The organism is Leucothrix arctica (genome assembly GCF_003172895.1).
Lineage (GTDB): Bacteria > Pseudomonadota > Gammaproteobacteria > Thiotrichales > Thiotrichaceae > Leucothrix > Leucothrix arctica.
Map to the genome: position 1 here is coordinate 50088 of NZ_QGKL01000024.1, position 23354 is coordinate 73441.

The window sequence follows — 23354 nt, forward strand, 5'->3', positions numbered from 1 at the left end:
GTATTACGTTTGGTTGGCTTTTTCTAACATTGCATTGATGAGTACATTACAACCTGCAGTAATCCACTCAGGTTTAGCATCTTCAACTTCGTTATGGCTGATACCGTCAATGCACGGCACAAAAACCATTGATGCAGGCGCGACTTGTGACATGTAGCATGCGTCATGACCTGCGCCAGCAACGATGTCGCGATTAGGGTAACCACATAAATTAGCGGCGCTACGCACAGCGTTAATACAGCCCTCGTCAAAAGGAACGGGCGCATAATAAAAAATCTGTTCAAGTGACTGTGTTAAGCCGATTTCTTCGGTAATGGCGTCGATACTGGCGCGTAGCTCAGCGTCCATTTTACTTAGCATGTCATCTTCAGGGTGGCGCATATCGATAGTCAGAAATACTTCACCAGGAATCACGTTGCGTGAATTTGGGTATGAGTTGATCATGCCAACGGTAGAGCAAGCCAGTGGCGCGTTATTTATCCCGACTTTGTTTACCGCATTAATAATACGGGCAGCACCTAACAAGGCATCTTTACGACGATCCATTGGGGTTGGGCCAGCATGAGACTCGACACCTTTGAGCGTTAGTTCGTACCAACGCTGACCTTGTCCGTGTGTAACGACACCAATGGGTAACTCTTCTTCTTCAAGAATAGGGCCTTGTTCGATATGAACTTCAAAGAATGCATGAATGTCTCGACCACCGACTGGCTCGTCACCTGCATAGCCAATACGTTCAAGCTCTTCGCCCATTGTTTTGCCGTCTTCATCAGCGCGGCTGAGGCCATACTCTAAATCAAACACACCGGCAAACACGCCAGAGGCAACCATCGCAGGGGCAAACCGTGAGCCTTCTTCGTTGGTCCAAATAGCTGCTTCAATCGGGTGTTCTGTTTCAATATTTTGATCATTGAGGGAGCGGATAACTTCTAAACCAGACAGTACGCCGTAAACACCATCGAAGCGTCCACCCGTTGGTTGGGTGTCGATGTGGCTTCCTGTCATAACAGGTGGCAAGTCGTTATTTTTACCTGCACGTCGAGCAAAAACATTACCCATTTTATCTATCTTAATAGTACAGCCAGCTTCTTTGCACCAACTAACAAATAGGTCGCGAGCTTCTTTGTCCAAGTCAGTGAGTGCGAGTCTGCAACAACCTCCTTTTTCAGTAGCTCCGATTTTGGCTACTTCCATTAGGCTATTCCAGAGCCTGTCACCATTGATAGTTACTGCGGTTAGGTCGGTCATAAAACTGCTCCCTGTCATTATGTTATTTGCTAAGGCGGTGTACTCGTCAACCCCGCACTACTCAAAATCATCTGGTTTAACGCTTGTGTTTTTGCTTCAAACTCAGCGTCTGTAAATTCTTTGTTATTATTCAAAATCATCAGCTGAGACTTAAAATCCGCATAATGCTGCGTGCTCGCCCAGATCAAATACAAAAATGCATTGGGGTCGCTGATGGTTATTTTTCCGTCTCTTTTCCACTTTTCTAAAACGGCAACACGTTCAAACGTCCACTGGTTAAAGCTTTCAGAGAGTGATGGCTCCAACAAGGGCGCACCACTCATGATTTCTTTTGCCCAGACAGTCGAGCCATAAGGTCTATCTCGTGCGAACTGCATCTTTGCACGAACATAAGCGCTAATAGCCTGCTTAGGGTCATCACTACTTTCAAACTCGTCAGCGGCTTTTAGCCACGCATTCAACATATTTTCGAGTATCAATTGGTACAGGTTCTTCTTCGATTTGAAGTAGTACATGATGTTTGATTTAGGCAACTCAGCAATATCAGCAATTAGCTGCATGCTGGCGCCCCCATAACCGTATTCAGAAAACATCCGCTCAGCGGCATCTAAAATCTTCGCTTCATTTTCCGTACGGATTTCAGCATTGGTTTTTTTAGTGGTAATAGTTCTATCCTTTGGCAACACTCATTGGATTATTAGGGTGCGTTGTCCAATCAGCATGTTCACTACTAATAACTTTATTAGTTCGTAAGTCGACCTCGCCAGGTGCTTGAGACACCATCGTAATACAATTTTCAACGGGGCATAACGTTACACACAAATTACAACCGACACACTCTTCCTCTATCACTTCAAATTTACGGAAACCATCCACCATGTTTGTGATGGCTTGGTGCGAGGTGTCTTCGCAAGCGATGTGACACCGACCACATTGAATACACGCATCTTGATCGATGACGGCTTTATCCACGTGGTTTAAGTTTAGGTTTTGCCAATCAGTGACTGACGGAACGGCAACGCCGACTAACTCATCAACCGACGTCATGCCTTTCTCATCGAGGAAGCGGCTAAGGCCATCAATTAAGTCATCTACGATGTGGAAACCGTACAGCATGGCTGCGGTACAGACTTGAACGTTTGACGCACCCAATGCTAAGAAATCAACCGCATCTTTCCAGTCAGTGACGCCACCAATACCGGAGATAGGCATTTGGCTTGTGCCTGGTGTACGTGCTATTTCTGCAACCATGTTTAGCGCAACCGGCTTAACCGCTTCACCACAATATCCGCCGTGACTACCTTGTGCGCCTGTCGTTGGAAACATTGTTAGGTTGTCGTAATCAACTCGCATAATAGAGTTGATAGTATTGATCAAAGACACAGCATCAGCGCCACCGTCAACCGCTGCTTGAGCAGGGTGAAGTACGTTTGTGATGTTGGGTGTAAGCTTTACAATGACCGGTTTGGTTGCGTACTTTTTGCACCACTCAGTAGCTTGTTGAACGTACTCTGGGACTTGGCCCATTGCTGCGCCCATGCCACGTTCTGACATGCCGTGAGGGCAACCAAAGTTGATCTCGAAACCGTCAATGCCGGTCGCTTCAATCATGGGGATGTGCTTTGCCCAAGTTTCTTCGTTAAGCGGAAACATAACCGATGCGATGATGGCGCGATCTGGCCAATCGAGTTTGCATTGACGCATTTCATCTAAGTTAACTTGTAACGGGCGGTCACTGATTAGCTCGATATTATTAAAACCAACCACACGACCGTCGTTGCTTCGCATACCGGCATAACGTGGGCCGTTGACGTTGATTACGTTTGGATCTTCGCCAACTGTTTTCCAAACAACGCCACCCCAGCCTGCTTCAAAGGCGCGGTTTACGTTGTAGAGTTTGTCCGTTGGTGGCGCAGAAGCCAGCCAAAATGGGTTTGGTGAAGAGATACCTAGAAAGTTTGATTGTAGATTAGCCATAGCGATGTCCTGTTAAGATTGAAAGTAAGCGTTGATTGATTGCGCAGCGACCTTGCCGTCTTGCACTGCGGAGACGGTCAAGTCGTTTCCACCTGCAACACAGTCACCACCTGCCCAGATTGTTGCAGCAGAGGTTTTGCCTTTTTCATCAACCAAAATTCGCCCCTTTTTCATGGCGATTTCACTTCCATCTAAATCATTAATCAGTAGCTTCTGACCAATCGCTTTGAACACGATACTTGCGGGTAATTCTTTGTAAGTATCCAGCTGTGTCAGTACACCATCACTATTCGTTTGTGTTTCTCTGAAGCGCATTCCGCTCACATTGCCGTCTTCAACAAGTAAAGACTCTGGGCTTAGCGAGTAAAGGATTTTCACGCCATTAATTTGTGCATATTCTTGCTCATGTAGACTGGCGCCCATTTGAGATTGGTCACGACGGTAAACAATCGTCACATCAGCAGCGCCAAGTTTCTTCGATTGCACCGCGATATCTACCGCAGTCATACCACCACCAATAACGATGACACTATCTGCAACGGGCATTTCAGACGCATCGTCAAGCTGTCGTAGTGTTTCGATATAACGTACCGCGTCACTCACGCCTTTTACTGACTCGTTTTCAAGTCGTAGTGGGTTTACATCACCCAAACCAACACCCATAAATACTGCGTCATAATCAGACTCTAAAGACGCTAACGTAAAGTCATCCCCCATCGACTGACCGTACTTAATCTCTATGTTTCCAATCTCTAAAATGTAGTCGACTTCTTTTTGAGCGATGTCGCCCAGTGCTTTATAAGTCGCGATACCGTACTCATTCAAACCACCCGCTTTTGCGCGTTTTTCAAAAATAGTGACGCGATGACCTTGTCTAGCCAAGCCATGTGCACAAGATAATCCGGCAGGGCCTGCGCCGACAATAGCGACTTGTTTGCCTGAGTTTTTCTCAGGAACGAAGTATTGAATGTTTTCATTAATCGTTTTTTCGGTGGCGAAGCGCTGTAACAAACCAATCTTTACTGGCATCTCTTCGTGGTCATTTCGCACGCAGACTTGTTCGCATAATTCTTCAGTCGGACAAACGCGTGAACACATTGCGCCCATGATGTTTTCTTCTAATATTTTCTCAGCAGCACCGTTCGTGTTGCCTGAGCCGATACGTCTAATAAATTCTGGGATGTTGATGCCGGTTGGACAGGCTGTCATACAAGGTGCGTCGTAACAAAAATAGCAGCGGTCAGCTTCTATAATTGCTTGGTTTTGGTTGAGTGGTTCTGCCATCTCTGTAAAGTTGTCGCGAATTTTTTTAGCGTCTAACTTTCCAGTGGTTGTCTCGGCTAAATTTAAAAACGCGTTGGCTGAAGACTGTGTCATTGTTTACCTCATGAATAACTTAATTTGAAAAACGTTTCGTCGATATCGATTAAGTTATTTTCGTTTAACGGCCACCGGCTTGGTGCTTTCGGTTTGTAATCGTTGTGCTTCAAAATAGTCTGCAAAAGGAGGGCGGTTGACGTACTTTCCTGCACCTTTGACGGCTTTTAGTTCGCCGTTTGCATACACGACTTTTCCGGCACTAATGGTGTGTGATGGAATGCCTGTGACTTCCATGCCTTCAAGGACATTGAAGTCGACATTTTGGTGGTGTGTTTTAGCAGAAATTGTTTTCTTCGCTTTAGGATCCCAGATCACGATATCAGCATCAGCACCTTTAGAAACACTGCCCTTGCGAGGGTAGATATTGAAGATTTGAGCAGCGTTAGTAGACGTTACCTTTACAAACTCATTCATGGTCAAACGACCTTTGTTAACACCGTGAGTCCATAGTGCTTCCATACGGTTCTCAACACCTGCTGTACCATTTGGAATCAAGCGGAAGTCATCTTTACCCGCTGCTTTTTGTTCTGCACAGAAACAGCAATGGTCGGTCGCGGTAGTATGTAAGTTACCTGACTGTAGGCCTTTCCAAAGTGCATCTTGGTGCTCTGAAGAACGGAACGGTGGGCTCATCACGTGAGCGGCAGCTGTCTCCCAGTCTTCGTTCTGATAAACCGTTTCATCAACTAGTAAGTGACTTGCAAGTACTTCACCAAAAACGCGCTGTCCTTGGCTACGAGCACGAGTGATTTCGTCGAGTGCTTCTTTGCATGAGTTGTGAACGACGTAGATAGGGACTTTTAACACTTCGGCAATACGTAGTGCGCGATTGACCGCTTCACCTTCAACCTGTGGTGGACGGGATAGCGCATGTCCTTCTGGGCCAGTGATACCACGATCCATCATTTCTTGTTGCAGGTTAAATACTAACTCGCCGTTCTCTGCATGTACCGTTGGGATTGCACCTAGCTCAAGTGAGCGAGAGAAGCTGTTAATCAGTATTTCGTCATCCGCCATGATCGCGTTTTTGTAGGCCATGAAGTGTTTAAAACTGTTCACGCCATGGTCTCTTACGAGTGTTTCCATGTCGGCACTTACCGTTTCATCCCACCAGGTAATTGCAACGTGAAAGCTGTAATCGCCAGCGGCTTTCTGGGCCCACTCCATCCACTTGTTATAAGCGTCTAGTAAGTTTTCACCCGGAGCGGGTATAACGAAGTCGATGATCATGGTTGTACCACCGGCTAGGCCAGCGGCAGTACCAGTGTAAAAGTCGTCAGTGGCAACCGTGCCCATGAAAGGGAGTTGCATGTGAGTGTGAGGGTCGATTCCGCCGGGCATAATGTATTGGCCAGCGGCATCTATAATTTCAGTATTTTCAGGGACGTCAAGGTCGTGACCGATGGCTTTAATTAGCCCGTTTTCGCAGTACACATCTGCTTGTCGAGTCTCTTCAGCATTGATCACGGTACCATTCTTAATTAGCAGTGACATACATACTCCCTATGTAGAAACATTATTAAAAACTTCCTGACCACTTGGTCAGTTGGTAATTAAAATAGCGCCCGATATTAATGTTTGTCAAGGAATTATTATCTATTGGCTACGACTTAGCTCCTCCAAAAAGGTGTCTAAAATGTAGTTGGTGCGAGTGCCTTTGCGGGTTACAGCCGAATAATGAGTGATGAAATTTAATTTTTTTGGCTGTATTGCGATGAGTACACCTTGATTCACCCATTGTTCGGCATAGTGGGTAGGTAAGAAGCCCAAATAGCGGCCACTCAGGATTAAAAAAGCGATGCCTTCTCTGTCAGTTGACGTGGCGGCGGGCTTTAGTTTTCGCTGCTGCTGCTTAATTTCACTCGTTTGTGGATAGGCCGGTAAAACAGCATCGAATTCTGCCAATTGGGCTTGGCTAAGTTTGGCGTGATCAGCCTTGGCTAATGGGTGATCATGGCTGCAATACAATAACGATGTTTCTTTGTAGAGCGGTACATAATTCAAACCAGAAAGGGTTCGCAAGTCAGGAACAGCACCGATATGTAATTGGCCATCTAGTACTGCTGATTCGATATCTTTCGGTGTCATCATACGGATATTGATAACGACGTCTGGGCCGCGGTCTTTTAGCGCGGCTAAGGTTCTAGTAATCCGCATTTCAGGCATGGTTGCCAAATTATCAGTAATACCAATATTCAATTCACCTTTGAGCTCTCTGTTGATGGCATTGATCTGTGACTTGAAGGTTTCTAAGCTATTAAGCAGTTGTAGTGATGACTGATAAACCGCCTCTCCTTCGTCGGTCACAGAAAACCCTGAGCGTCCACGATGACACAGTCGCATATTGAGCAGGCTTTCTAATTCACTGATCGCAATACTAATCGCAGGTCGGCTAATGTTTAACTCAACTTCCGCTGATGCAAACCCGCCTGATTCGATGACGGCTTTGTAAATTCTTAGCAAACGTATATGTGCGTCCCCAATTTTTTGAGGTAACAGGTTCGTCGAAGAATGTTTGTTTGCCATAGCTGAAACCAATAGTTAATTAAATACTTACATTAAGTTTAATACGTTCGTATTTAACAATCTAAATTATTACGCATAATGACACTCAATCTTTATGGCCCCCCAGCTGATCAATCCGAGGTGAACATGCAAAGTAAAAGTGAAGTTTTAGCGAGTTGTAATCTTTCGCAGGAGCAGTTAGATAGCTACTGGATGCCTTATACAAGTAATCGTGAGTTCAAAAAGAACCCGCGTATGATTGTGTCGGCAGAGGGCAAATATTTCACCGACGCTGGTGGCAGAAAAGTGTTTGATGGTTTGTCAGGGTTATGGACGTGTGGCGCAGGGCATTCTCGTCCTGAAATCGCAGAGGCAGTTGCTAAACAGTTAACAAGTTTGGATTACGCCCCTTCTTTTCAGTTTGGTCACCCTCAAGCATTTGAGCTGGCGCATCGTATTACCGAGTTTATGCCAGAAGGTTTGAACCGTGTGTTTTTCACCAACTCGGGTTCTGAGTCGGTAGAAACCGCGCTAAAAGTAGCGCGTGCGTATTGGCGTAAAAAAGGACAGGCAAGCAAGACACGTTTTATTGGTCGAGTAAAAGGCTATCACGGGACTAACTGGGGTGGGATCAGTGTGGGTGGAATTGCCCCGAATAAAACACCGTTTGGTCCTGGGCTTGAAACGTCGCATATTGAACACACGATGCTGCCAGAAAATAAGTTTACTAAAGGCATGCCAGATGAAGGCGCACACCTAATTAGTGGGCTTGAAGATATGATTGCGCTCTATGATGCGACAAATATTGCAGCAGTCATTGTTGAGCCAATGTCAGGTTCTGGAGGCGTATTGCCGCCACCGGTAGGCTACCTAAAACGTCTTCGTGAAGTCTGCACAAAACATAACATCTTATTGATTTTTGATGAGGTCATTACTGGCTTTGGCCGTATGGGCTCAAATACAGGCGCTGAAGAGTTCGGTGTTGTGCCAGACATGCTGACGATTGCCAAGCAAGTCACCAATGGCGCAGTGCCAATGGGCGCTATGATTTCTAGACAAGATATTTATGATACCTTTATGGAGCATGGTGGTGCGGAGTACTTACTAGAGCTAGCACACGGTTACACTTATTCTGGTCATCCGGTTGCGTGTGCGGCGGGCTTAGCATCGCTAGATATTTTAGAAAAAGAGCAGCTTATTCCACGAGTTAAATCGTTATCGCCTTACTTTGAAGAAAGTCTGCATAGTTTGAAAGGTACACAATATATCTCTGATATTCGAAACTACGGTTTTGCTGGAGGTATAACGATCGAACCTGCGCCTGGCGAGCCCTTATTGCGCCCCTACCAAATTGCAATGAAGTGCTGGGAGAAAGGTTTTTATGTGAGGTACGGTGGCGATACGATCCAACTTGGACTGCCGTTCACCATAGAAAAAGAAGAGATTGATAACGTAATTAATGCAATCGGTGAGTCGATTAACGAATTATCGTAAACAAAAAATATATCGATGCTTTGACCTTATAAGCGCTGATAACTACAGAAAGGAATGTGAAAAATGACGATTGTTGGCCATTTTATAAACGGTGAAGCGCGTAGCGATAGTGAGCGTACACAAGATGTTTACAACCCTTCAACGGGTGAAGTCAGTAAGCAGGTTGCACTTGCGTCTAAAGAAACAGTTGAAGAAGCGATCGCAGCAGCGCAAGCCGCTTTCCCTGCATGGCGCAATACGCCTGTCGGAAAACGTGCCGCCGTTATGTTCCGTTTCAAAGCATTACTAGAGCAAAATGCAGATAAAATCTGTCAATTAATCGGTGATGAGCACGGTAAAATTTGCCACGATGCAGCGGGTGAGTTGCAGCGCGGTATCGAAAATGTTGAGTACGCATGTGGTGTTGGTGAGTTGTTAAAAGGTGAGCATAGCAAAAATGCTGGCCCACAAATTGACTCGTGGAGCGAGTTCCAACCTCTAGGCGTAGTGACGGGAATTACACCGTTTAACTTCCCTGCGATGGTGCCGTTATGGATGTACCCAATGGCGATTGCTTGCGGGAATACATTTGTACTAAAGCCTTCTGAGCGTGACCCGAGTTCGACGTTATTTATTGCCTCTTTGTTGAAAGAAGCAGGGCTGCCTGATGGTGTCATGAACGTGGTGAATGGGGATAAAGTGGCGGTTGATACCTTGCTGGAAGACAAGCGTGTGCAAGCGGTTAGCTTTGTGGGTTCAACTCATATCGCGGAATATATTTACACAACCGCAACGGCAAATGGCAAGCGTTGTCAGGCACTTGGTGGTGCTAAAAACCACGCTATTGTTATGCCAGATGCGGATTTGGATAACGCAGTTAATCAATTATTAGGTGCTGCTTTTGGCTCATCGGGTGAGCGTTGCATGGCGTTATCAGTGGCTGTTGCCGTTGGTGATGCAACCGCAGATGCGTTGATTACAAAAATGAGCGAAGGCATGAAGGCGCTTAAAGCCGGTGAAGCGTCAGATAAGTCTAATGACTTTGGCCCTGTTATCACGCGTGCGCACCAACAAAAAGTGGTTGGTTATATCGATAGTGCTGAAAAAGACGGTGCAACTATTGCCGTTGATGGCCGTGAAGTGAGTGTGTCAGGTTATGAAGATGGTTTTTTCGTTGGCGCAACGCTGATCGATAATGTGACGACGGACATGGTCAGCTACAAAGAAGAGATCTTTGGCCCTGTGTTACAAGTGATTCGTGTCGACACGATGGAAGAGGCGATGGCGCTTATCAATGAACATGAGTATGGCAACGGTACCTGTATATTCACTCGTGATGGTGAAGCTGCGCGTTACTTCTCAGACAATATCCAAGTGGGTATGGTGGGCATAAACGTGCCGCTACCTGTGCCAGTGTCTTACCAGAGTTTTGGTGGTTGGAAGCGTTCGTTGTTCGGTGATTTGTATGCTTATGGCCCGGACGCGGTGAAGTTTTACACGCGTCGTAAGACCATTACTCAGCGTTGGCCTTCAAGTGGCGTTCGCGAAGGGGTGAACTTCTCGTTCCCTAGTTAAGTGTGGTGTGGCTATTTGATGTTAAACGGTATTGTAGTTTAACGGTTCGATGTTTAAGAGGCTTAACGCCTTAGTAGCATCATTAAATAGCCCAAACTTAAAATGCTAGACAGTGCCGCAGCAAAGTAAGTAAACGCTGCGGCCTTTAGTACTTTGCGCGCTGCAGGTACTTGCGCTTCAGTGATATAACCTTCCTCCAGTATTGGTAACGCTTTACCAAAACTCGCGTCCCACTCTTCTGGTAATACAATCAAATACGTAAATGCAGATATTAGTTGTAACGCCACACTCACTAAAATAGGGAGTGCCATTACGATTGGCGAACGAAAAACAAGGGCCAATACAGGCGATGCCCACAACACATACATCGCTAAACGCTTAAAGCTTTGTGCTTGCGGTAAGTACTTGGAGCGCAGTTTGAATATCTCTTCTTGGCGATGAAACTGGATAGCATGACCCACTTCATGTGCCGCGACTGCGACTGCTTTTAATGAGCGACCCTCGAAGTTACTTGGACTCAGACGCACCATTTTATCGACGGGACTAAAGTGATCAGCGCCTTCATCGCAAGGCTCTACACCTATACCGTGCAGTTCGAAACGCTCGATTAAATGTTCAGCGAGTTCACCACCAGTGCCTTCGATATCGGGCAGGTCATGTGAGTGTTGCTTCATGACGTGACGAATCCATAGCTGCGGCACCATGCTTAGCGCAGCAATGAAAACGATGAGTATAATGATCAACATAAAGAGGTTCCTGTTTGGCCCATATTGTTACACGGACACTTAAGGGGCTATTATAAACCTATCGACCGTTCACACATAGATTACATAGGAATCGCAATGAATCAGCATGGGAAAGTCAATTACATCGAGTTTACCGCCAGTGACATGGCTGCGACGAAAGCATTTTTCGCAGAAGTTTTTGAGTGGGAATTTGAAGACTACGGCCCTGAGTACACAGCATTTTCAAATGCCGGTATTGATGGTGGTTTTTATAAGTCAGAGCTAACGTCAAACTCAGATAATGGCAGTATGTTGGTGATATTTTTTAGTGATGACTTGGAACAAACGCTAGTGAAAATTGAGAAGGCGGGTGGCGCAATTGTTAAACCAATTTTCTCGTTTCCCGGTGGACGTCGTTTTCACTTCAGTGACCCCAGTGGCAATGAGTTTGCCGTCTGGGGTGAGTGATTAGCAGCTGAGTAGCGCAGTACTTAGTCCATCCAGATAAAAAATACGCATAAAGCCGTTAGGGTAGCCATCGTGATATTGAATACACGTAATATGGTTGGTTGCCCTAAGAAGCGGCGCATAAACTGACCAAAGCCTGCCCACAACATAATCGACGGTGTGCCGATGATTGCATACAGCGTCACAATCATCGCTACTGACCACCAGTACAAGTCCCCGGTCAATGAGAAGCTCGCATTTGCCGAGATCACCATGATCCATGCCTTCGGGTTGATTGCCTGAAACGCAGTTGCTTCAAGTAATGAAAAGGGCTTTGCGTTGTCTTCAACCTTTCCTAGTGATGAAAACGACAGCAACTTGTAAGCGAGATACAGTAGGTAAGCACTACCTGCCACACGAAGTACCTGTTGTACGACTGGGAACTGAGTGAACAGCGTCCCCAACCCAACACCTACCGAAATATTCAATAACATCATGCCGCAAATAATACCCGCGACATGTGGCAAGGTACGTTTAAAACCAAAGTTTGCACCAGAGGCCGTCAACATAATGTTGTTTGGCCCAGGGGTGATGGAAGTGATCAGTGCAAATAGTGTGGTAGCGAGTATCAGTTCAATCGAGATCATGGTAGTTCCTAAATATTGTATTCATTACAATTTTGTTGAATGTTTGGTTTTAGTCGGTACAATCAAGTCTCTAACTCTTTGTAATTCAAGTCAATAAAAGTATTGTACCCATGACAATTTGGAATCCAGATCTATCTAGTTACAAACACGCGAAGTACCAAGCGCTTGCCGACGAAATCGAAAAAGGTGTTAATCAGCAGGTGTTGGTTGCGGGTGAGAAGCTGCCAACGCATCGTGCACTCGCTGAAACCTTGGGCGTGACAGTCGGCACGGTGACGCGTGGTTATGCGGAAGCGGAAAAGCGTGGTGTCGTGAATGCGCACGTTGGCAGCGGTACATTTATCGCGTCAAACGATGAGCGTCAAGATAGCTTCTCGATGTTGGCGCGTAAGAATGACGAGCTAATAGATATGAGTATTAATCTGCCGATGTTGGTAGAGACTGATCGGCACTTACAAGCAAGTTTGCGGCAAGTGGCGGATGACGTGCCACTGCTGGATTTAGTCGGTTATCAACATGAGCAGGGCGCTTTGCACCAACGTGAAACCGCTTGTACTTGGCTTGAGAAACGAGGCGTGAAGGTGACGCCTGAGCATGTCACTATTACTTGCGGAGGGCAGCATGGTATTAGCTTAGCGCTTTCGATCACTATGCGACCAGGTGAACACTTATTGTGTGAAGGACTGACATATCCGGGTATTACTGCGGTTGCAACGCAGTTAAGCATCAAAGTGACAGGCGTTGCACAGGATGAGTTTGGGTTGATTCCTGAATCACTGGAAGAGCATTGTAAAGCAGGGCATTACCGTGCGTTGTATTGCATGCCACGCGGGCAAAACCCGACTAATTCCTTTATGACCAAAGAGCGGCAAGCGGCCATTTTGGCGATTGCTGAGCGTTATCATTTATGGATTATTGAAGATGGTGTGTCAGCTTATTATTGTGAGAGTGACTTGCCGACTTTCCAGAATCTAAATCCTGAGCGCTGCTTGTATATTGATAGTCTGTCGAAGATGTTAGCGGGCGGCTTGCGTGTTGGCTATTTGGTAACGCCACCGCGTTTGAAAGCACTAGTGGGGGCCGCCATTCGTTCTAATTGTTGGTTTACCTCACCGATCACGGTTGAAGTGGCACAGCGTTGGATAAGCAGTGCATCATTTAAACAAACAGAGCAGACCATTCGTTCGGAGCTAAGGAAGCGCCGTGTATTGGCTGAAACAATTTTAGACGGCTATAACATTGAAACTTTAGAAGGTGCTTTTCATGTTTGGTTGAAGTTACCCGAAGAATGGCGAGCGGCAGACTTTGTGGCAAGAGTACTAGAAAGAGGCGTCGCAGTGCTGTCTGCCGAGCCATTTGCGGTAGGTCGTTTTCCGACACCTCAAGCGATTCGTATTTGCCTAACTTCGCCGGCAACTTACGAGGAAGTAGAGAAAGGGTTGTTGATTGTGCGTGATGAATTAAACAGTGGTTTGAGTCACCATCTCACAATATTTTGATTTTCGTGGTGAATATTAACGCCAGCTTTCTAATTTAAAGTATAAATTGAATTAATTGCTAATATTAAATTGTGTTAACAACTCGTTCAGGTAGAAGCCGTAGAATGGGACACAGCTTTCAGGGGCTACAACAAGTTACAAATAATAATAATAAGAAGATCATAAAAATAAAAATTTGTTGTTTTTTGCTGTAAAAATGTGGGTATTCGGGAGTTTATTACCTTTTCTCCCGGGTACCTATCTTTTATCTACTTCCTTTCGCTACACTCTGTCTCATTCTCCTCATCAGTAATTTTCCTAATAAATGTTGATTAATCGTCTGGTTGTTTAGACAAATAATCTATTTTATCTGTAAGTGACTGTTTAATTTTGTATCGCATCTCTGCATCTGTTCTAATCGTACTTAGGCTATACACCGTTGCTATTTACTATTAGGGGAAGTACCTTGAGCGCTCATAACATACCGATTTTTAAAACAATATCACTAACGGCTTTGGCCTTAATCGCGTTTGCTGCTAACTCCATTTTGTGTCGTTTGGCGCTAGGAAATGAGAGCATTGATGCCGCAGGATTTACCATTATTCGTCTCTTAGCAGGTGCTTTGACGTTAATTGGGATACTGCAATTGCGTACTTATTTAGACGCGCGTGACAAGCGTTCATTCGGCCAACTAAGCTCGAAAGAAGATTCAATTCCTCAGTCAAAAGGTAGTTGGTTTTCAGGTTTGATGCTATTCATTTATGCTGCGCTGTTTTCGTTCGCGTATGTGTCAATGGATACAGGTACTGGCGCGTTAATTCTCTTCGGTGCTGTTCAGCTCACGATGATTTTAATGTCTATATTTAAAGGCGAACGACTGTTAGCGATTGAGTGGATGGGCATGATTGCTGCCTTTGCAGGGTTTGTGTATTTGGTGCTGCCACAGTTAGGTACACCGTCATTAATTGGCTTTCTAATGATGTCAGTGTCGGGCATCGCTTGGGGCTTTTATACACTAGCAGGGCGCGGCTCAAAGAACCCATTGAGTGATACGAGTTATAACTTTTTGCGGACATTACCACTGGTAAGCGTGCTTTTTATTGTGAGTATCCAGCAATTAACATTAACTGCCGAAGGTGTCTTGTGGGCCTTTTTATCCGGTAGCTTAGCGTCTGGCGTAGGTTACAGTATTTGGTATAGCGCACTACGAGGGCTGTCTTCAACGCAAGCGGCAGTGGTGCAGTTATTAGTACCAATGATTGCAGCATTGGGCGGTGTGATGTTTATGTCGGAAGTGATTACGACGCGCGTAATGATATCTGGTGGAATGATTTTAGGCGGAATCGCACTAGTGGTATTGGGGCGTTATTACCTAACGGCTAAGGCGTAAAACGAAAAAATGGGTAACTCAAAGAGTCGCCCATTTTTATTGCTATCTAACAGAAGTCATTACTTCTTCACTTTGAACTCACGCTTACGAGTCTTCTCAAGTGACTTTAGGATTTTCTCCAAACGCTCAGGTTTAACCATGAACTCTTGGAATCCCTTCATACCTTCCTTCGCCATGCCCGGTGTCGTATCACGGTCATAGAACTGCGCAGTACCGTCAGCTTTACCCAGCATATCGATACCGATATTTAGGAAGTAGTTGTCAGCAGCCGTCGCATCTTTGTGAGGAGGGATCTGGTTGATAGCAGCATTGATAGACGTTTGTACATCCTTCGTCGCTAAAAATGCTAAGAACTTACGAGCATCTTCTTTGTTCTTTGCTTTAGCTGGAATGTGGACAGTATCCATCGGTGCATCTTCACCAACACCCACTTCAGGGTTGATAATAGGGAACTGGAAGAAGCCCATGTTCTCTGTCTGATCACCAAACTGAGGTGTAATGAAGTTACCTAGTAAGTACATTGCCGCTTCACCTTTCAGTAGGAACGGTAGCGCTTCCTGCCAAGAGTATGTCGCGTGGTTTTCGATGAAGTAGCCAGGTTCAACCATCTTATTCCAGTTAGCAAATGTCGCTTTTACACGGTCGTCATCGTAAGCAACTTTTCCGTCCATCAAGTCGATGTGGAAGTCCAAACCATTAGTACGCATGTTTAGGTAGTCAAACCAACCCGCTGCAGTCCATAAGTACTTAGTACCAATCGTTACAGGTGCAATGCCATCAGCTTTGATTTTTGCACTAGCGGCTAGGAACTCGTCATAAGTCTTAGGAATCTCAATACCTAGTCTTTTGAAGATGTCTTTGCGGTAGTAAACGCCCCACTGGTAGTACGTGTACGGCACACCCCATTGCTTTTCATCAATGCTCATTGCAGGTGCTGCAGTGCTCATTTTGTCTAGCAAGTCGTTGTCTTTCCAGATGTCAGAAACATCTTCAAACAGGTCTTTACTAACGAATTGCTTCATACGGTTGCCGGCATACCAGAACACAACGTCAGGCGGTTGAGTTGATAACCAGTTACGTAGAGCCGTCTTATACGCTTCTTTGTCGAAGGTATTTAGCTTAACTTTGATGTCAGGGTTAGCTGCTTCAAACTGCTTAACCACTTCTGCAAATGCCGCTTTTGGCGCTGGATCTGCTTGGTCAGAGTTAATTACCAACGTGCCAGCAAGTGCAGATGCTGATAGAGCCATCGTTGCCGCAAAAGTAATTAGGGTCTTTTTGATCGGATGCATATGATTTCCTCTCTCATGGTTTATCATTTTTCGTTCAAACAAATTGCCAACTCACCTTGGGCTAAATTGTGCGTGCCCAAAACTAATTGACGGTGATTAGGTAGAGACTGCTCTTCTGGACCGTAGTTGAAGAAGAACTGCCATTTCCCGATTTTTTGCTGCCTCAAGCCACCAAGGCAGGGTTTTACTGTTAGCGCGTCGTTATTTAAGAGTATCTCTTGAAGCAAAAGATTCAAACTATCTTGCTCTAAGCACGCATTAATATAGTGAATATTGTTGTGTTGATAAGCTAAGCCCCAGCCATCTGCAGATTTGTACTTGGGTGCTAGGTCTGTCTCAACAAATTCACGCCATCGCTTGACGGTGAGACTTTGCTGGTTGCTTGCGTTTAGCTTATTAACATCATCTGACCAGAAATCGGCAAGCGACTCAACTCTCACTACTTTTAGTGGAATGAGTGACTGCAAGCTACCCGGTGCTAATGTTTTAGGTATTTGATACTGCTGTGTTTTTGAGAAACTTCGTGGTCCCAATATAATCTGTGCGTCACTGCTTTTCAATGACTGTAATAGTCCGTCATGTTCCAGCTGTTGGTTAGCAATAACGATCGTTGCATAGCCCGTTAAGTCTGCATGTGGCGGCAAAATATCGACGTTTACGCCTACTTTTCGGCAAGCAGTATAGATAGAAATAGCCCAATGCAGCGGGTTGTAATTATTACCTTGCGGCTGCACGCGTAACGACCAGTCACTTACATAGTCAAAGATGAAAGCGACTTCTTTGTGCATGTGTGTGCTGTCGGCTTCAGTCGTTGACTGCGACATTAGCAGTTGTACTTCGGAAGCGGTTTGTTTGGCTTCTAGCATGCCTTGATCGTCAACATTATCGGGACGTTTCAAGCCGCTATGCATTTGTTCCTGAGCAAAAGGAGCCTGTCTCCAACGGAAGTAACTCACCACTTCTGCACCGTGCGCAAACGCTTCCCAACTCCAAAGACGTACCATGCCGTCCAGTGGTGATGGGTTGTGAGGTGCCCAGTTTACAGGGCCGGGTTGCTGCTCCATTACCCACCAACGGCCTTTGCCGACACCGCGATATAAGTCGTGGTGAAACGCTGCAAAGTCAGGGTGTCCGGTACGCATCCACTGCCGTTTTTCTTGCTCGTTGTAAGTACTCCAGTCTAGGAAACCTAGTGGGTAACTGTCCCAACTCGCGATGTCTAAATCCGCTTGAACATCGTGATGATCAAAGTCGGTAAAGTTGCCCATGTAGTTATGAATCAAGTCCAAACTGGGAGAGTACTCACGTAAAATATCGGCCTGAAGCTTGTTATAAGAGGCAACACAGCCACTGCTGTAACGCCAAAAATCTAAACGGTGTGCAGGGTTTGACTCAGTCACGGTCAGGTTAGGCAGCTCTATCTCGTCGAAGTCGCGGAACTCCATGCTCCAAAAAACATTACCCCATGCGGTATTCAGTGCGCTGATATCATCATTAAAACGGTCACGGCACCACTCTCGGAAACCTTCTAAAGCCATGGTTGAATAGCTTAAAATCGTGTCATGGCAACCGTATTCATTGTCTGTTTGCCAAGCCTTAATGGCTGGGTGTTTGCCAAACTTACTTGCCATTTCGGTCACAATACGTCGGCAATGTGTGCGGTAAGTCTCTGACGAAAAGCAGTAGTGACGACGTGAGCCGTAGTTTCTTGGGTTACCTGCTTCATCCACAGCGATAATGTCGTCGTGTTGATCCATTAACCACTTTGGTGGTGTCGCGGTTGGTGTCCCAAGTACCACTTTTAGACCTGCATCACCGAGTATATCGAGTGAGCGTTGTAACCATTCCCATTGGTATTCACCGGGGTTTGGCTCGTAACGACTCCATGCAAATTCACCGATGCGAACCCACTCAATACCCGCAGCAACCATTTCAGCGGCATCTTGTTTCCAGATGTCTTCTGACCATTGTTCAGGGTAGTAGCAAACGCCTAATTTCATGTGTTTGTCTCCGCGCTTTTGAAAGCTTCACGCAAGCGTTGAGCTGCGGCTTCTGGTTGTACTGGATTAACGATATTGGCGGTGCCTGACTCAAAACCTGCAAGGTATTTCAACTTGTCTGGCTCACGCAGTGGCGGTTGCATCACAAAGTGAAACTGCCAGTGTTGGTTGTCTTGATGTGTGTCGCAAGGTGCGTTGTACATGAGACTAATGTTCGGGCTTTCACGCTGAAATAACACGTTATAAGTCTTCGCCATTTTTTGATAAAGCAGGGCTAAGTCGTCGCGTTGTGCGTCGCTCATATCACCAATGTGTTTTGCGGCTGCTTTTGGAATAATCCAGCACTCATAAGCAAATCGTGCGAAATAAGGAACGATGGCCATGAAGTGGTCGGTTTCACTGACCTTCAGTGAGTATTGATATTCTTCACGTGCGATTAGGTCTAGTAACATGACGCTACTATTATCACGTGCCCACTCTGCTTGTGCTTTACGAGCGCGCTCAAAGCTATCGCCTACAAAACTTGTCGCATAAATTTGACCATGCGGATGAGGGTTAGATACACCGATTTCTTGACCTTTGTTCTCAAAGATTAATACCTGACTTATTTCAGGATCTTGAGAGAGCGTGTTGTATTCGTTTTGCCAAAGTTGGCCAACAGCTAACATGTTGTCAGTGGAGATGCTGGCTAAAGTCTGGTCGTGACGCTCTGTCCAACATAGCACGCGGCAGTGACCTTGGTTTGAGTCACGTCGGTGTAGTGGGTTGTTATTGTTTTCGTTTTCAAAGCTGGGTGCATCGGGTGCAAATGATGCGTAGTCATTATTAAATGCCCACGGGCCTGTGTAGTCAGGGTTTATCTCACCATTTGAACGGGTGTTTCCGGCACACAGGTGACAGCTTTTATCGTGTGCTGAAGTGACTACAGCGTCACTCTCTTCACCGACAGTTGCGCCATTCCAAGGACGGTTTCCGGTTCTTGCTGCGACGACGACCCACTGCGATAGCAATGGATGCCAGCGTCGCTCCCAATTACCTTGATCGGTGATGACGTTGGTCATGCAGTGATCTCTCGCATGCCGTTATCGCTCTTGGTCGGGTAGAAGTCGGCAGTCAATCCGCAGCTTTCACGGTAACTGCGACCGACTGACTCTATAAAGTTAGTTACTTGTGAGTCTGCAACCAACGTCACTGTGCAACCACCAAAACCACCACCTGTCATGCGCGCACCGATAACACCCGGTGTATCCAGTGAGATATCGATCAACGTGTCGATGATGTCAGTAGAGGCTTCGAAGTCTTCACTCATGGATTTGTGTGACTCAATCATTAACCGACCCAGTGTGTCTAAGTCGTTTTTGTTCAGTGCAGCAACGGCATCACGTACACGGTTATGCTCAGTGATGACGTGTTTAGCGCGTTTTGCGATCGATTCGCTGCTAAATACGTTCATATGCTCATTAAGCTGATCAATCGTAACTTCTGCAAGTTGTTGCACATCTAGTTGTTGTTTAATCTCGCGAGTCGCTTGTTGGCACTCTTCAAAGCGTTCGTTGTACTTGGAGTCAACGAGGTCACGACGCTGGTTTGAGTTGACGATAACGATGGTGTATCCGTCGAGTTTCAACGGTGTTTGGGTACACTCAAGCGTGTTGCAGTCGAGCATCATCGCATGATCTTTTTGTGCCATTGCGATAGCGTACTGATCCATGATGCCGCAGTTAACACCGACGAAATCATTTTCAGCCGCTAGCGCCATTTTCACCAGTTCAACTTCACCAAAGCCACCGTTAAACATCTGGTTTAAAGAAAATGCGGTGACAACTTCCAAGGAAGCAGAGGAGGAAAGACCGCCGCCATTGGGAATGTCACCGCTAAACAGACATTCAAAACCTGTTGTTTCAACGCCTTTTTGGCGGAACTGACTGATCACGCCTAAAACGTAATTAATCCAGTTGTCGCCATATTTATGTTCTAACTCGTCCGGCGCAAGTGATGCCATTAGCTCGAAATTCATCGACGCTAGCTTCACGACATTGTCACTACGCTTGCGAATAAGCATGGTGGTGCCGCGGTCGATAGCGCAAGGAAAGACTAATCCACCGCAATGGTCCGTGTGATCTCCGATGAGATTCACTCGTCCAGGGGCATAAAACACGCGAATCTCTTGGTCGCTCTCAGCAAAACGCTCAATGAAGGGCTGTAGTAGTGGGTTGTTATTCATAAATCTTAGTGCTACTTTTCTGACAGTTTAGGAGGAGTGCGGTCTGTGGTGGCATGTAGGGCAGTAATATCCCCATTTGCATTAGCAGCTCGCCAGTGAGTGTTAGGTTGTTTTCGATGAGCCACTCAGGTAGTGCACGGGCAAAACCTGCCAACTCAGAGAGGTTGTTATTTAAACAAGTAATTGTGTAATTTGCATCAGGAATAAGTCCATGCAGCTTTAAACGACCAGCAGAGGCGTGTAAATGACTGCCGTCGCTAGTCACTGTCCAAAGTGATTTGGACTGATCTTCAGAGACTAGACCTTGTGTGTGCAAGCAGTCTTGTTTACTCGGTAGGCGCCACAGCTTTGCTGAGCTTTGCCAGTCGCGGTTAGCTTTGTAAATGTCGGTGTAGTGCTTAACGACTTTACGTTGAGTGTTGTTTAGCAAGCGACTGTCGAACTCAAAACCTGTTTGACCTTGTAGCGCAACGATGGCGCGAGTGTCTAGTGAGGTTTGTCTGCCGGTTAAGTGTGCGGTACCAGAGCCGATATGCGCACCCATGATTTCAGGTGGGAAGAACATACTAAAGCCACGTTGAATGCTGATGCGCTCAATAGGGTCAATATTATCAGATGTCCAAACGCGACCGGTATGCTGCAAAACACCAAAGTCAGCGCGACCGCCACCTGAGGCACAGCTCTCTATTTCTAGGGAAGGGTGGGCTTCATTGAGCGCGCTCATTAATGCGTAAACAGCGGTAACTTGTTTGTGCTGCGATGGGTGTAGATTAGAGCCAGCATTTAACGTGTCTCGGTTCATATCCCACTTTATGTAATCAATCTTATGCTTAGCAACCAGCGATGACATTGCGGTAAATAGATATTCAAATAACGCTGGCTGACTTAAATCTAATACTTCTTGGTAACGGCCCGGTACTAGCGGATAAGGCTGATATTGGAGTACCCACTCAGGATGCTCACGGAACAGTGCGCTGTCAGGGTTGACCATTTCAGGCTCAAACCACAGACCAAACTGCATGCCTTTACTGCGAACGTGTTCAACTAATGGGCCAAGTCCGTCAGGGAATACAGCAGGGTCAACTTGCCAATCACCGAGTCCTGCTTGGTCATTACGACGGCCCATAAACCAACCGTCATCAAGCACAAAACGTTCTGCGCCTGTGGCATGTGCGGCATCGACAAGTTCTTTTAGGCTGTCAGTGTTGAGGTCGAAATACATCGCTTCCCAACTGTTTGAATGCACGGGTCTAGTGCTACGCGTCCACGTTGGTAATATGTTGTTTCGAGCAAACTGGTGGAGCTGCTGTGATAACGTTGAAAAACCGTTATTAGAGGTTGTCGTATAAAGCGTTGGCGTTGTGTATTCCTGACCTTTCGCCAGTATCATCTCGCCCGGTAATAATAGCTCGCCACACTGAAAGTAACGCTCACATTCTGAGAGACTTTCGATCATCATGCAGTAATTACCGCTCCAGCCAAGATGGGCTGCGAAGGCTTTGCCTGATAGTTCGTTAGTGCTGTCTTGTCCCAGGAATAACCCCGGGAAGTACTCATGACTAGTACGTCCACGGCGGTTATTGATTTGGAATCGACCTGCCGCTAATTCCGTTTTTTGCTGTTGGAACTCCTTCCCCCAGCGCCCGTGTAACGTGATCAGTTGATCCATGTCCAATGAGGTCGGAATGCTCGGGCAACTCAGCGCATTAACCGTGTAATGGCTATCAACTAGGTTGACCAGTGAGTGCGTCCAACTAAACACATTACTGTCAGAGTCACAGTTAATGGTTGTGGTGATCTGTAAACCTGCCGTGTCATCAGTTGCAGTAAAGACTAGTTTGTCTGTCTCGCGCAGTGCCTCAGTGAGTTCGAAACGGTGGGTGAAATTACTCCCGTCACGATGGCCTTGAAGGCCTGCTTCACCAAAAAAACCACGGCTGTTTTCAGGTAACAAGCTGATGTTTACACGCGAATCAAGCATCGCATTGGGGATTGAGTCCGAAACAAGTGTTTCAGCTGTCGCCGCATCTAACTCACTATTTAAACGGCTACCGTAGTAGATAACCGTTGGAATAGCTTGCTCAATGCTGATCAGTAGTAGTGTTGATTCAGCGCTATCTAGGCGATAGTAGTGACTACTCATCCTTTGTTTGCTCCTAGCGTTAGACCTGCAACAAAGTGCTTTTGCATTAAGAAGAACAGCATTACTGGTGGTAACGCGGCGATAATTGAGCCAGCGCTGATCAAGTGCCAAGACGCTAGCCACTGGCCGCGTAGTGCATTTAGACCTGCTGTGACAGGACGAACTTCATCACTTTGCACCAAGATTAATGCCCAGAAAAAGTCATTCCATATAAAGGTAAATACCAGTACTGCCAGTGCTGCGAGAGCAGGGCGTACTAATGGCACGATGATATAGATAAATATTTGCCAATCTTTTACGCCTTCAGAGCGAGCAGACTCCATTAATTCATTGGGTAATTGAGCGATGAAGTTACGCATAAACAAGGTACAGAAGCCGGTTTGGAAGGCAACATGGAATAACACAAGTCCAAGCGTTGTGTCATAAAGACCAAATGCGATGGTTAAGTCACGTACTGGAATCATCAAAATTTGGAACGGCACGAAGTTGCCCGCAATGAATAGTGCGAACAAAAATAGGTTGCCGCGAAACTTGTACTTAGCCAGCGCGAAGCCTGCCATTGTGGCCAGCGCAATACTGCCGATTGCTGTCGGTACGGTAATTTTCAATGTGTTGAAAAGGTACTGCCACATCGGCGTTGCTTTGAATACTTCGGTGTAATTCTCAACTAGGTTCCAGTCACTTGGAATGCCCCAGTAGTTACCTTGGTTGATGTCTTCAATAGAGCGCATGGAGGTCAGTGCGACGGCTAATAAAGGCAGTAACCAGATTAATAGTGTGATTGGTACAGCAAGACGATAGCTGATGTTAGCCGCAGTTGAACGATGTTTTAGTGGCGTTGGAAACATGA

Annotated in this window: 19 protein-coding genes; 5 read left to right on the top strand and 14 right to left on the bottom strand. The window is 46.1% G+C overall.

Annotated elements, in window-relative coordinates:
- Nucleotides 1-3 precede the first annotated feature (3 nt).
- The 6 genes from DKT75_RS08005 to DKT75_RS08030 form a co-directional block, all read right to left on the bottom strand.
- The gene (locus DKT75_RS08005; RefSeq protein WP_109822901.1) at nucleotides 4-1248 is read right to left on the bottom strand and encodes a Zn-dependent hydrolase; all 1245 of its coding nucleotides are present in this window, start codon (nucleotides 1246-1248) and stop codon (nucleotides 4-6) included.
- A 29-nt stretch (nucleotides 1249-1277) separates the two neighbouring features.
- Nucleotides 1278-1934, bottom strand: coding sequence for a TetR/AcrR family transcriptional regulator (locus DKT75_RS08010; protein ID WP_211665272.1), 657 nt, complete (start codon nucleotides 1932-1934; stop codon nucleotides 1278-1280).
- Entirely contained in the window at nucleotides 1918-3225 is a 1308-nt protein-coding gene (preA, locus tag DKT75_RS08015; protein WP_109822902.1) for an NAD-dependent dihydropyrimidine dehydrogenase subunit PreA, read from the bottom strand. The genes DKT75_RS08010 and preA overlap by 17 nt, the downstream gene beginning before the upstream one ends.
- Before the next feature lie 12 nt (nucleotides 3226-3237).
- Complete coding sequence (locus DKT75_RS08020) at nucleotides 3238-4602, bottom strand: NAD(P)-dependent oxidoreductase (protein WP_109822903.1); 1365 nt, start codon at nucleotides 4600-4602, stop codon at nucleotides 3238-3240.
- A gap of 54 nt (nucleotides 4603-4656) precedes the next feature.
- Nucleotides 4657-6099: a dihydropyrimidinase gene (gene hydA, locus DKT75_RS08025; protein ID WP_109822904.1), complete on the bottom strand. Its 1443-nt coding sequence runs from the start codon at nucleotides 6097-6099 to the stop codon at nucleotides 4657-4659.
- A gap of 102 nt (nucleotides 6100-6201) precedes the next feature.
- The gene (locus DKT75_RS08030) at nucleotides 6202-7131 is read right to left on the bottom strand and encodes a LysR family transcriptional regulator (RefSeq protein WP_109822905.1); all 930 of its coding nucleotides are present in this window, start codon (nucleotides 7129-7131) and stop codon (nucleotides 6202-6204) included.
- Between the two features lie 126 nt (nucleotides 7132-7257).
- Here DKT75_RS08030 and aptA point away from each other — a divergent pair, with 126 nt between their 5' ends.
- Both aptA and DKT75_RS08040 read left to right on the top strand, forming a co-directional pair.
- Nucleotides 7258-8604: an omega-aminotransferase AptA gene (aptA, locus tag DKT75_RS08035; RefSeq protein ID WP_109822906.1), complete on the top strand. Its 1347-nt coding sequence runs from the start codon at nucleotides 7258-7260 to the stop codon at nucleotides 8602-8604.
- Between the two features lie 63 nt (nucleotides 8605-8667).
- Nucleotides 8668-10158 (top strand): CoA-acylating methylmalonate-semialdehyde dehydrogenase, encoded by a 1491-nt coding sequence (locus DKT75_RS08040; protein ID WP_109822907.1) that lies wholly within the window; start codon nucleotides 8668-8670, stop codon nucleotides 10156-10158.
- Between the two features lie 62 nt (nucleotides 10159-10220).
- Here the strand turns inward: DKT75_RS08040 and DKT75_RS08045 are convergent, their stop codons facing one another.
- Nucleotides 10221-10904 carry a zinc metallopeptidase gene (locus tag DKT75_RS08045; protein WP_109822908.1) on the bottom strand — a complete coding sequence of 228 codons (684 nt, stop codon included), beginning with the start codon at nucleotides 10902-10904 and terminating at the stop codon, nucleotides 10221-10223.
- 96 nt (nucleotides 10905-11000) lie between these two features.
- Between DKT75_RS08045 and DKT75_RS08050 the strand changes: the two genes are divergently transcribed.
- The gene (locus DKT75_RS08050) at nucleotides 11001-11351 is read left to right on the top strand and encodes a VOC family protein (protein ID WP_109822909.1); all 351 of its coding nucleotides are present in this window, start codon (nucleotides 11001-11003) and stop codon (nucleotides 11349-11351) included.
- A 23-nt stretch (nucleotides 11352-11374) separates the two neighbouring features.
- On the opposite strand, the gene DKT75_RS08055 is transcribed toward DKT75_RS08050, so the two are convergent.
- Entirely contained in the window at nucleotides 11375-11977 is a 603-nt protein-coding gene (locus tag DKT75_RS08055; protein ID WP_109822910.1) for a LysE family translocator, read from the bottom strand.
- Between the two features lie 110 nt (nucleotides 11978-12087).
- Here DKT75_RS08055 and DKT75_RS08060 point away from each other — a divergent pair, with 110 nt between their 5' ends.
- On the top strand, nucleotides 12088-13476 hold the full coding sequence (locus tag DKT75_RS08060; RefSeq protein WP_109822911.1) for an aminotransferase-like domain-containing protein: 1389 nt from the start codon (nucleotides 12088-12090) through the stop codon (nucleotides 13474-13476).
- A 445-nt stretch (nucleotides 13477-13921) separates the two neighbouring features.
- Nucleotides 13922-14845: a DMT family transporter gene (locus DKT75_RS08065; protein WP_211665276.1), complete on the top strand. Its 924-nt coding sequence runs from the start codon at nucleotides 13922-13924 to the stop codon at nucleotides 14843-14845.
- Between the two features lie 59 nt (nucleotides 14846-14904).
- Here the strand turns inward: DKT75_RS08065 and DKT75_RS08070 are convergent, their stop codons facing one another.
- The 6 genes from DKT75_RS08070 to DKT75_RS08095 are packed head-to-tail and all read right to left on the bottom strand — an operon-like array spanning nucleotide 14905 to nucleotide 23352.
- Nucleotides 14905-16137 carry an ABC transporter substrate-binding protein gene (locus tag DKT75_RS08070; protein ID WP_109822912.1) on the bottom strand — a complete coding sequence of 411 codons (1233 nt, stop codon included), beginning with the start codon at nucleotides 16135-16137 and terminating at the stop codon, nucleotides 14905-14907.
- 23 nt (nucleotides 16138-16160) lie between these two features.
- Nucleotides 16161-18137 carry a beta-galactosidase gene (locus DKT75_RS08075; protein WP_109822913.1) on the bottom strand — a complete coding sequence of 659 codons (1977 nt, stop codon included), beginning with the start codon at nucleotides 18135-18137 and terminating at the stop codon, nucleotides 16161-16163.
- Entirely contained in the window at nucleotides 18134-19198 is a 1065-nt protein-coding gene (galT, locus tag DKT75_RS08080; protein WP_109822914.1) for a galactose-1-phosphate uridylyltransferase, read from the bottom strand. The genes DKT75_RS08075 and galT overlap by 4 nt, the downstream gene beginning before the upstream one ends.
- Nucleotides 19195-20361: a galactokinase gene (locus DKT75_RS08085; RefSeq protein ID WP_109822915.1), complete on the bottom strand. Its 1167-nt coding sequence runs from the start codon at nucleotides 20359-20361 to the stop codon at nucleotides 19195-19197. The genes galT and DKT75_RS08085 overlap by 4 nt, the downstream gene beginning before the upstream one ends.
- The gene (locus DKT75_RS08090; RefSeq protein ID WP_109822916.1) at nucleotides 20354-22504 is read right to left on the bottom strand and encodes an alpha-galactosidase; all 2151 of its coding nucleotides are present in this window, start codon (nucleotides 22502-22504) and stop codon (nucleotides 20354-20356) included. The genes DKT75_RS08085 and DKT75_RS08090 overlap by 8 nt, the downstream gene beginning before the upstream one ends.
- Nucleotides 22501-23352 (bottom strand): carbohydrate ABC transporter permease, encoded by an 852-nt coding sequence (locus DKT75_RS08095; protein ID WP_109822917.1) that lies wholly within the window; start codon nucleotides 23350-23352, stop codon nucleotides 22501-22503. The genes DKT75_RS08090 and DKT75_RS08095 overlap by 4 nt, the downstream gene beginning before the upstream one ends.
- Nucleotides 23353-23354: the final 2 nt, after the last annotated feature.

What these genes read in the sequence shown, in the direction of transcription:
- DKT75_RS08005 (WP_109822901.1), bottom strand. Translation starts at nt 1,248, where the DNA reads ATGACCGACCTAACCGCAGTAACTATCAATGGTGACAGGCTCTGGAAT.
- preA (WP_109822902.1), bottom strand. Translation starts at nt 3,225, where the DNA reads ATGGCTAATCTACAATCAAACTTTCTAGGTATCTCTTCACCAAACCCA.
- DKT75_RS08020 (WP_109822903.1), bottom strand. Translation starts at nt 4,602, where the DNA reads ATGACACAGTCTTCAGCCAACGCGTTTTTAAATTTAGCCGAGACAACC.
- hydA (WP_109822904.1), bottom strand. Translation starts at nt 6,099, where the DNA reads ATGTCACTGCTAATTAAGAATGGTACCGTGATCAATGCTGAAGAGACT.
- DKT75_RS08030 (WP_109822905.1), bottom strand. Translation starts at nt 7,131, where the DNA reads ATGGCAAACAAACATTCTTCGACGAACCTGTTACCTCAAAAAATTGGG.
- aptA (WP_109822906.1), top strand. Translation starts at nt 7,258, where the DNA reads ATGCAAAGTAAAAGTGAAGTTTTAGCGAGTTGTAATCTTTCGCAGGAG.
- DKT75_RS08040 (WP_109822907.1), top strand. Translation starts at nt 8,668, where the DNA reads ATGACGATTGTTGGCCATTTTATAAACGGTGAAGCGCGTAGCGATAGT.
- DKT75_RS08045 (WP_109822908.1), bottom strand. Translation starts at nt 10,904, where the DNA reads ATGTTGATCATTATACTCATCGTTTTCATTGCTGCGCTAAGCATGGTG.
- DKT75_RS08050 (WP_109822909.1), top strand. Translation starts at nt 11,001, where the DNA reads ATGAATCAGCATGGGAAAGTCAATTACATCGAGTTTACCGCCAGTGAC.
- DKT75_RS08055 (WP_109822910.1), bottom strand. Translation starts at nt 11,977, where the DNA reads ATGATCTCGATTGAACTGATACTCGCTACCACACTATTTGCACTGATC.
- DKT75_RS08060 (WP_109822911.1), top strand. Translation starts at nt 12,088, where the DNA reads ATGACAATTTGGAATCCAGATCTATCTAGTTACAAACACGCGAAGTAC.
- DKT75_RS08070 (WP_109822912.1), bottom strand. Translation starts at nt 16,137, where the DNA reads ATGCATCCGATCAAAAAGACCCTAATTACTTTTGCGGCAACGATGGCT.
- DKT75_RS08075 (WP_109822913.1), bottom strand. Translation starts at nt 18,137, where the DNA reads ATGAAATTAGGCGTTTGCTACTACCCTGAACAATGGTCAGAAGACATC.
- galT (WP_109822914.1), bottom strand. Translation starts at nt 19,198, where the DNA reads ATGACCAACGTCATCACCGATCAAGGTAATTGGGAGCGACGCTGGCAT.
- DKT75_RS08085 (WP_109822915.1), bottom strand. Translation starts at nt 20,361, where the DNA reads ATGAATAACAACCCACTACTACAGCCCTTCATTGAGCGTTTTGCTGAG.
- DKT75_RS08090 (WP_109822916.1), bottom strand. Translation starts at nt 22,504, where the DNA reads ATGAGTAGTCACTACTATCGCCTAGATAGCGCTGAATCAACACTACTA.
- DKT75_RS08095 (WP_109822917.1), bottom strand. Translation starts at nt 23,352, where the DNA reads ATGTTTCCAACGCCACTAAAACATCGTTCAACTGCGGCTAACATCAGC.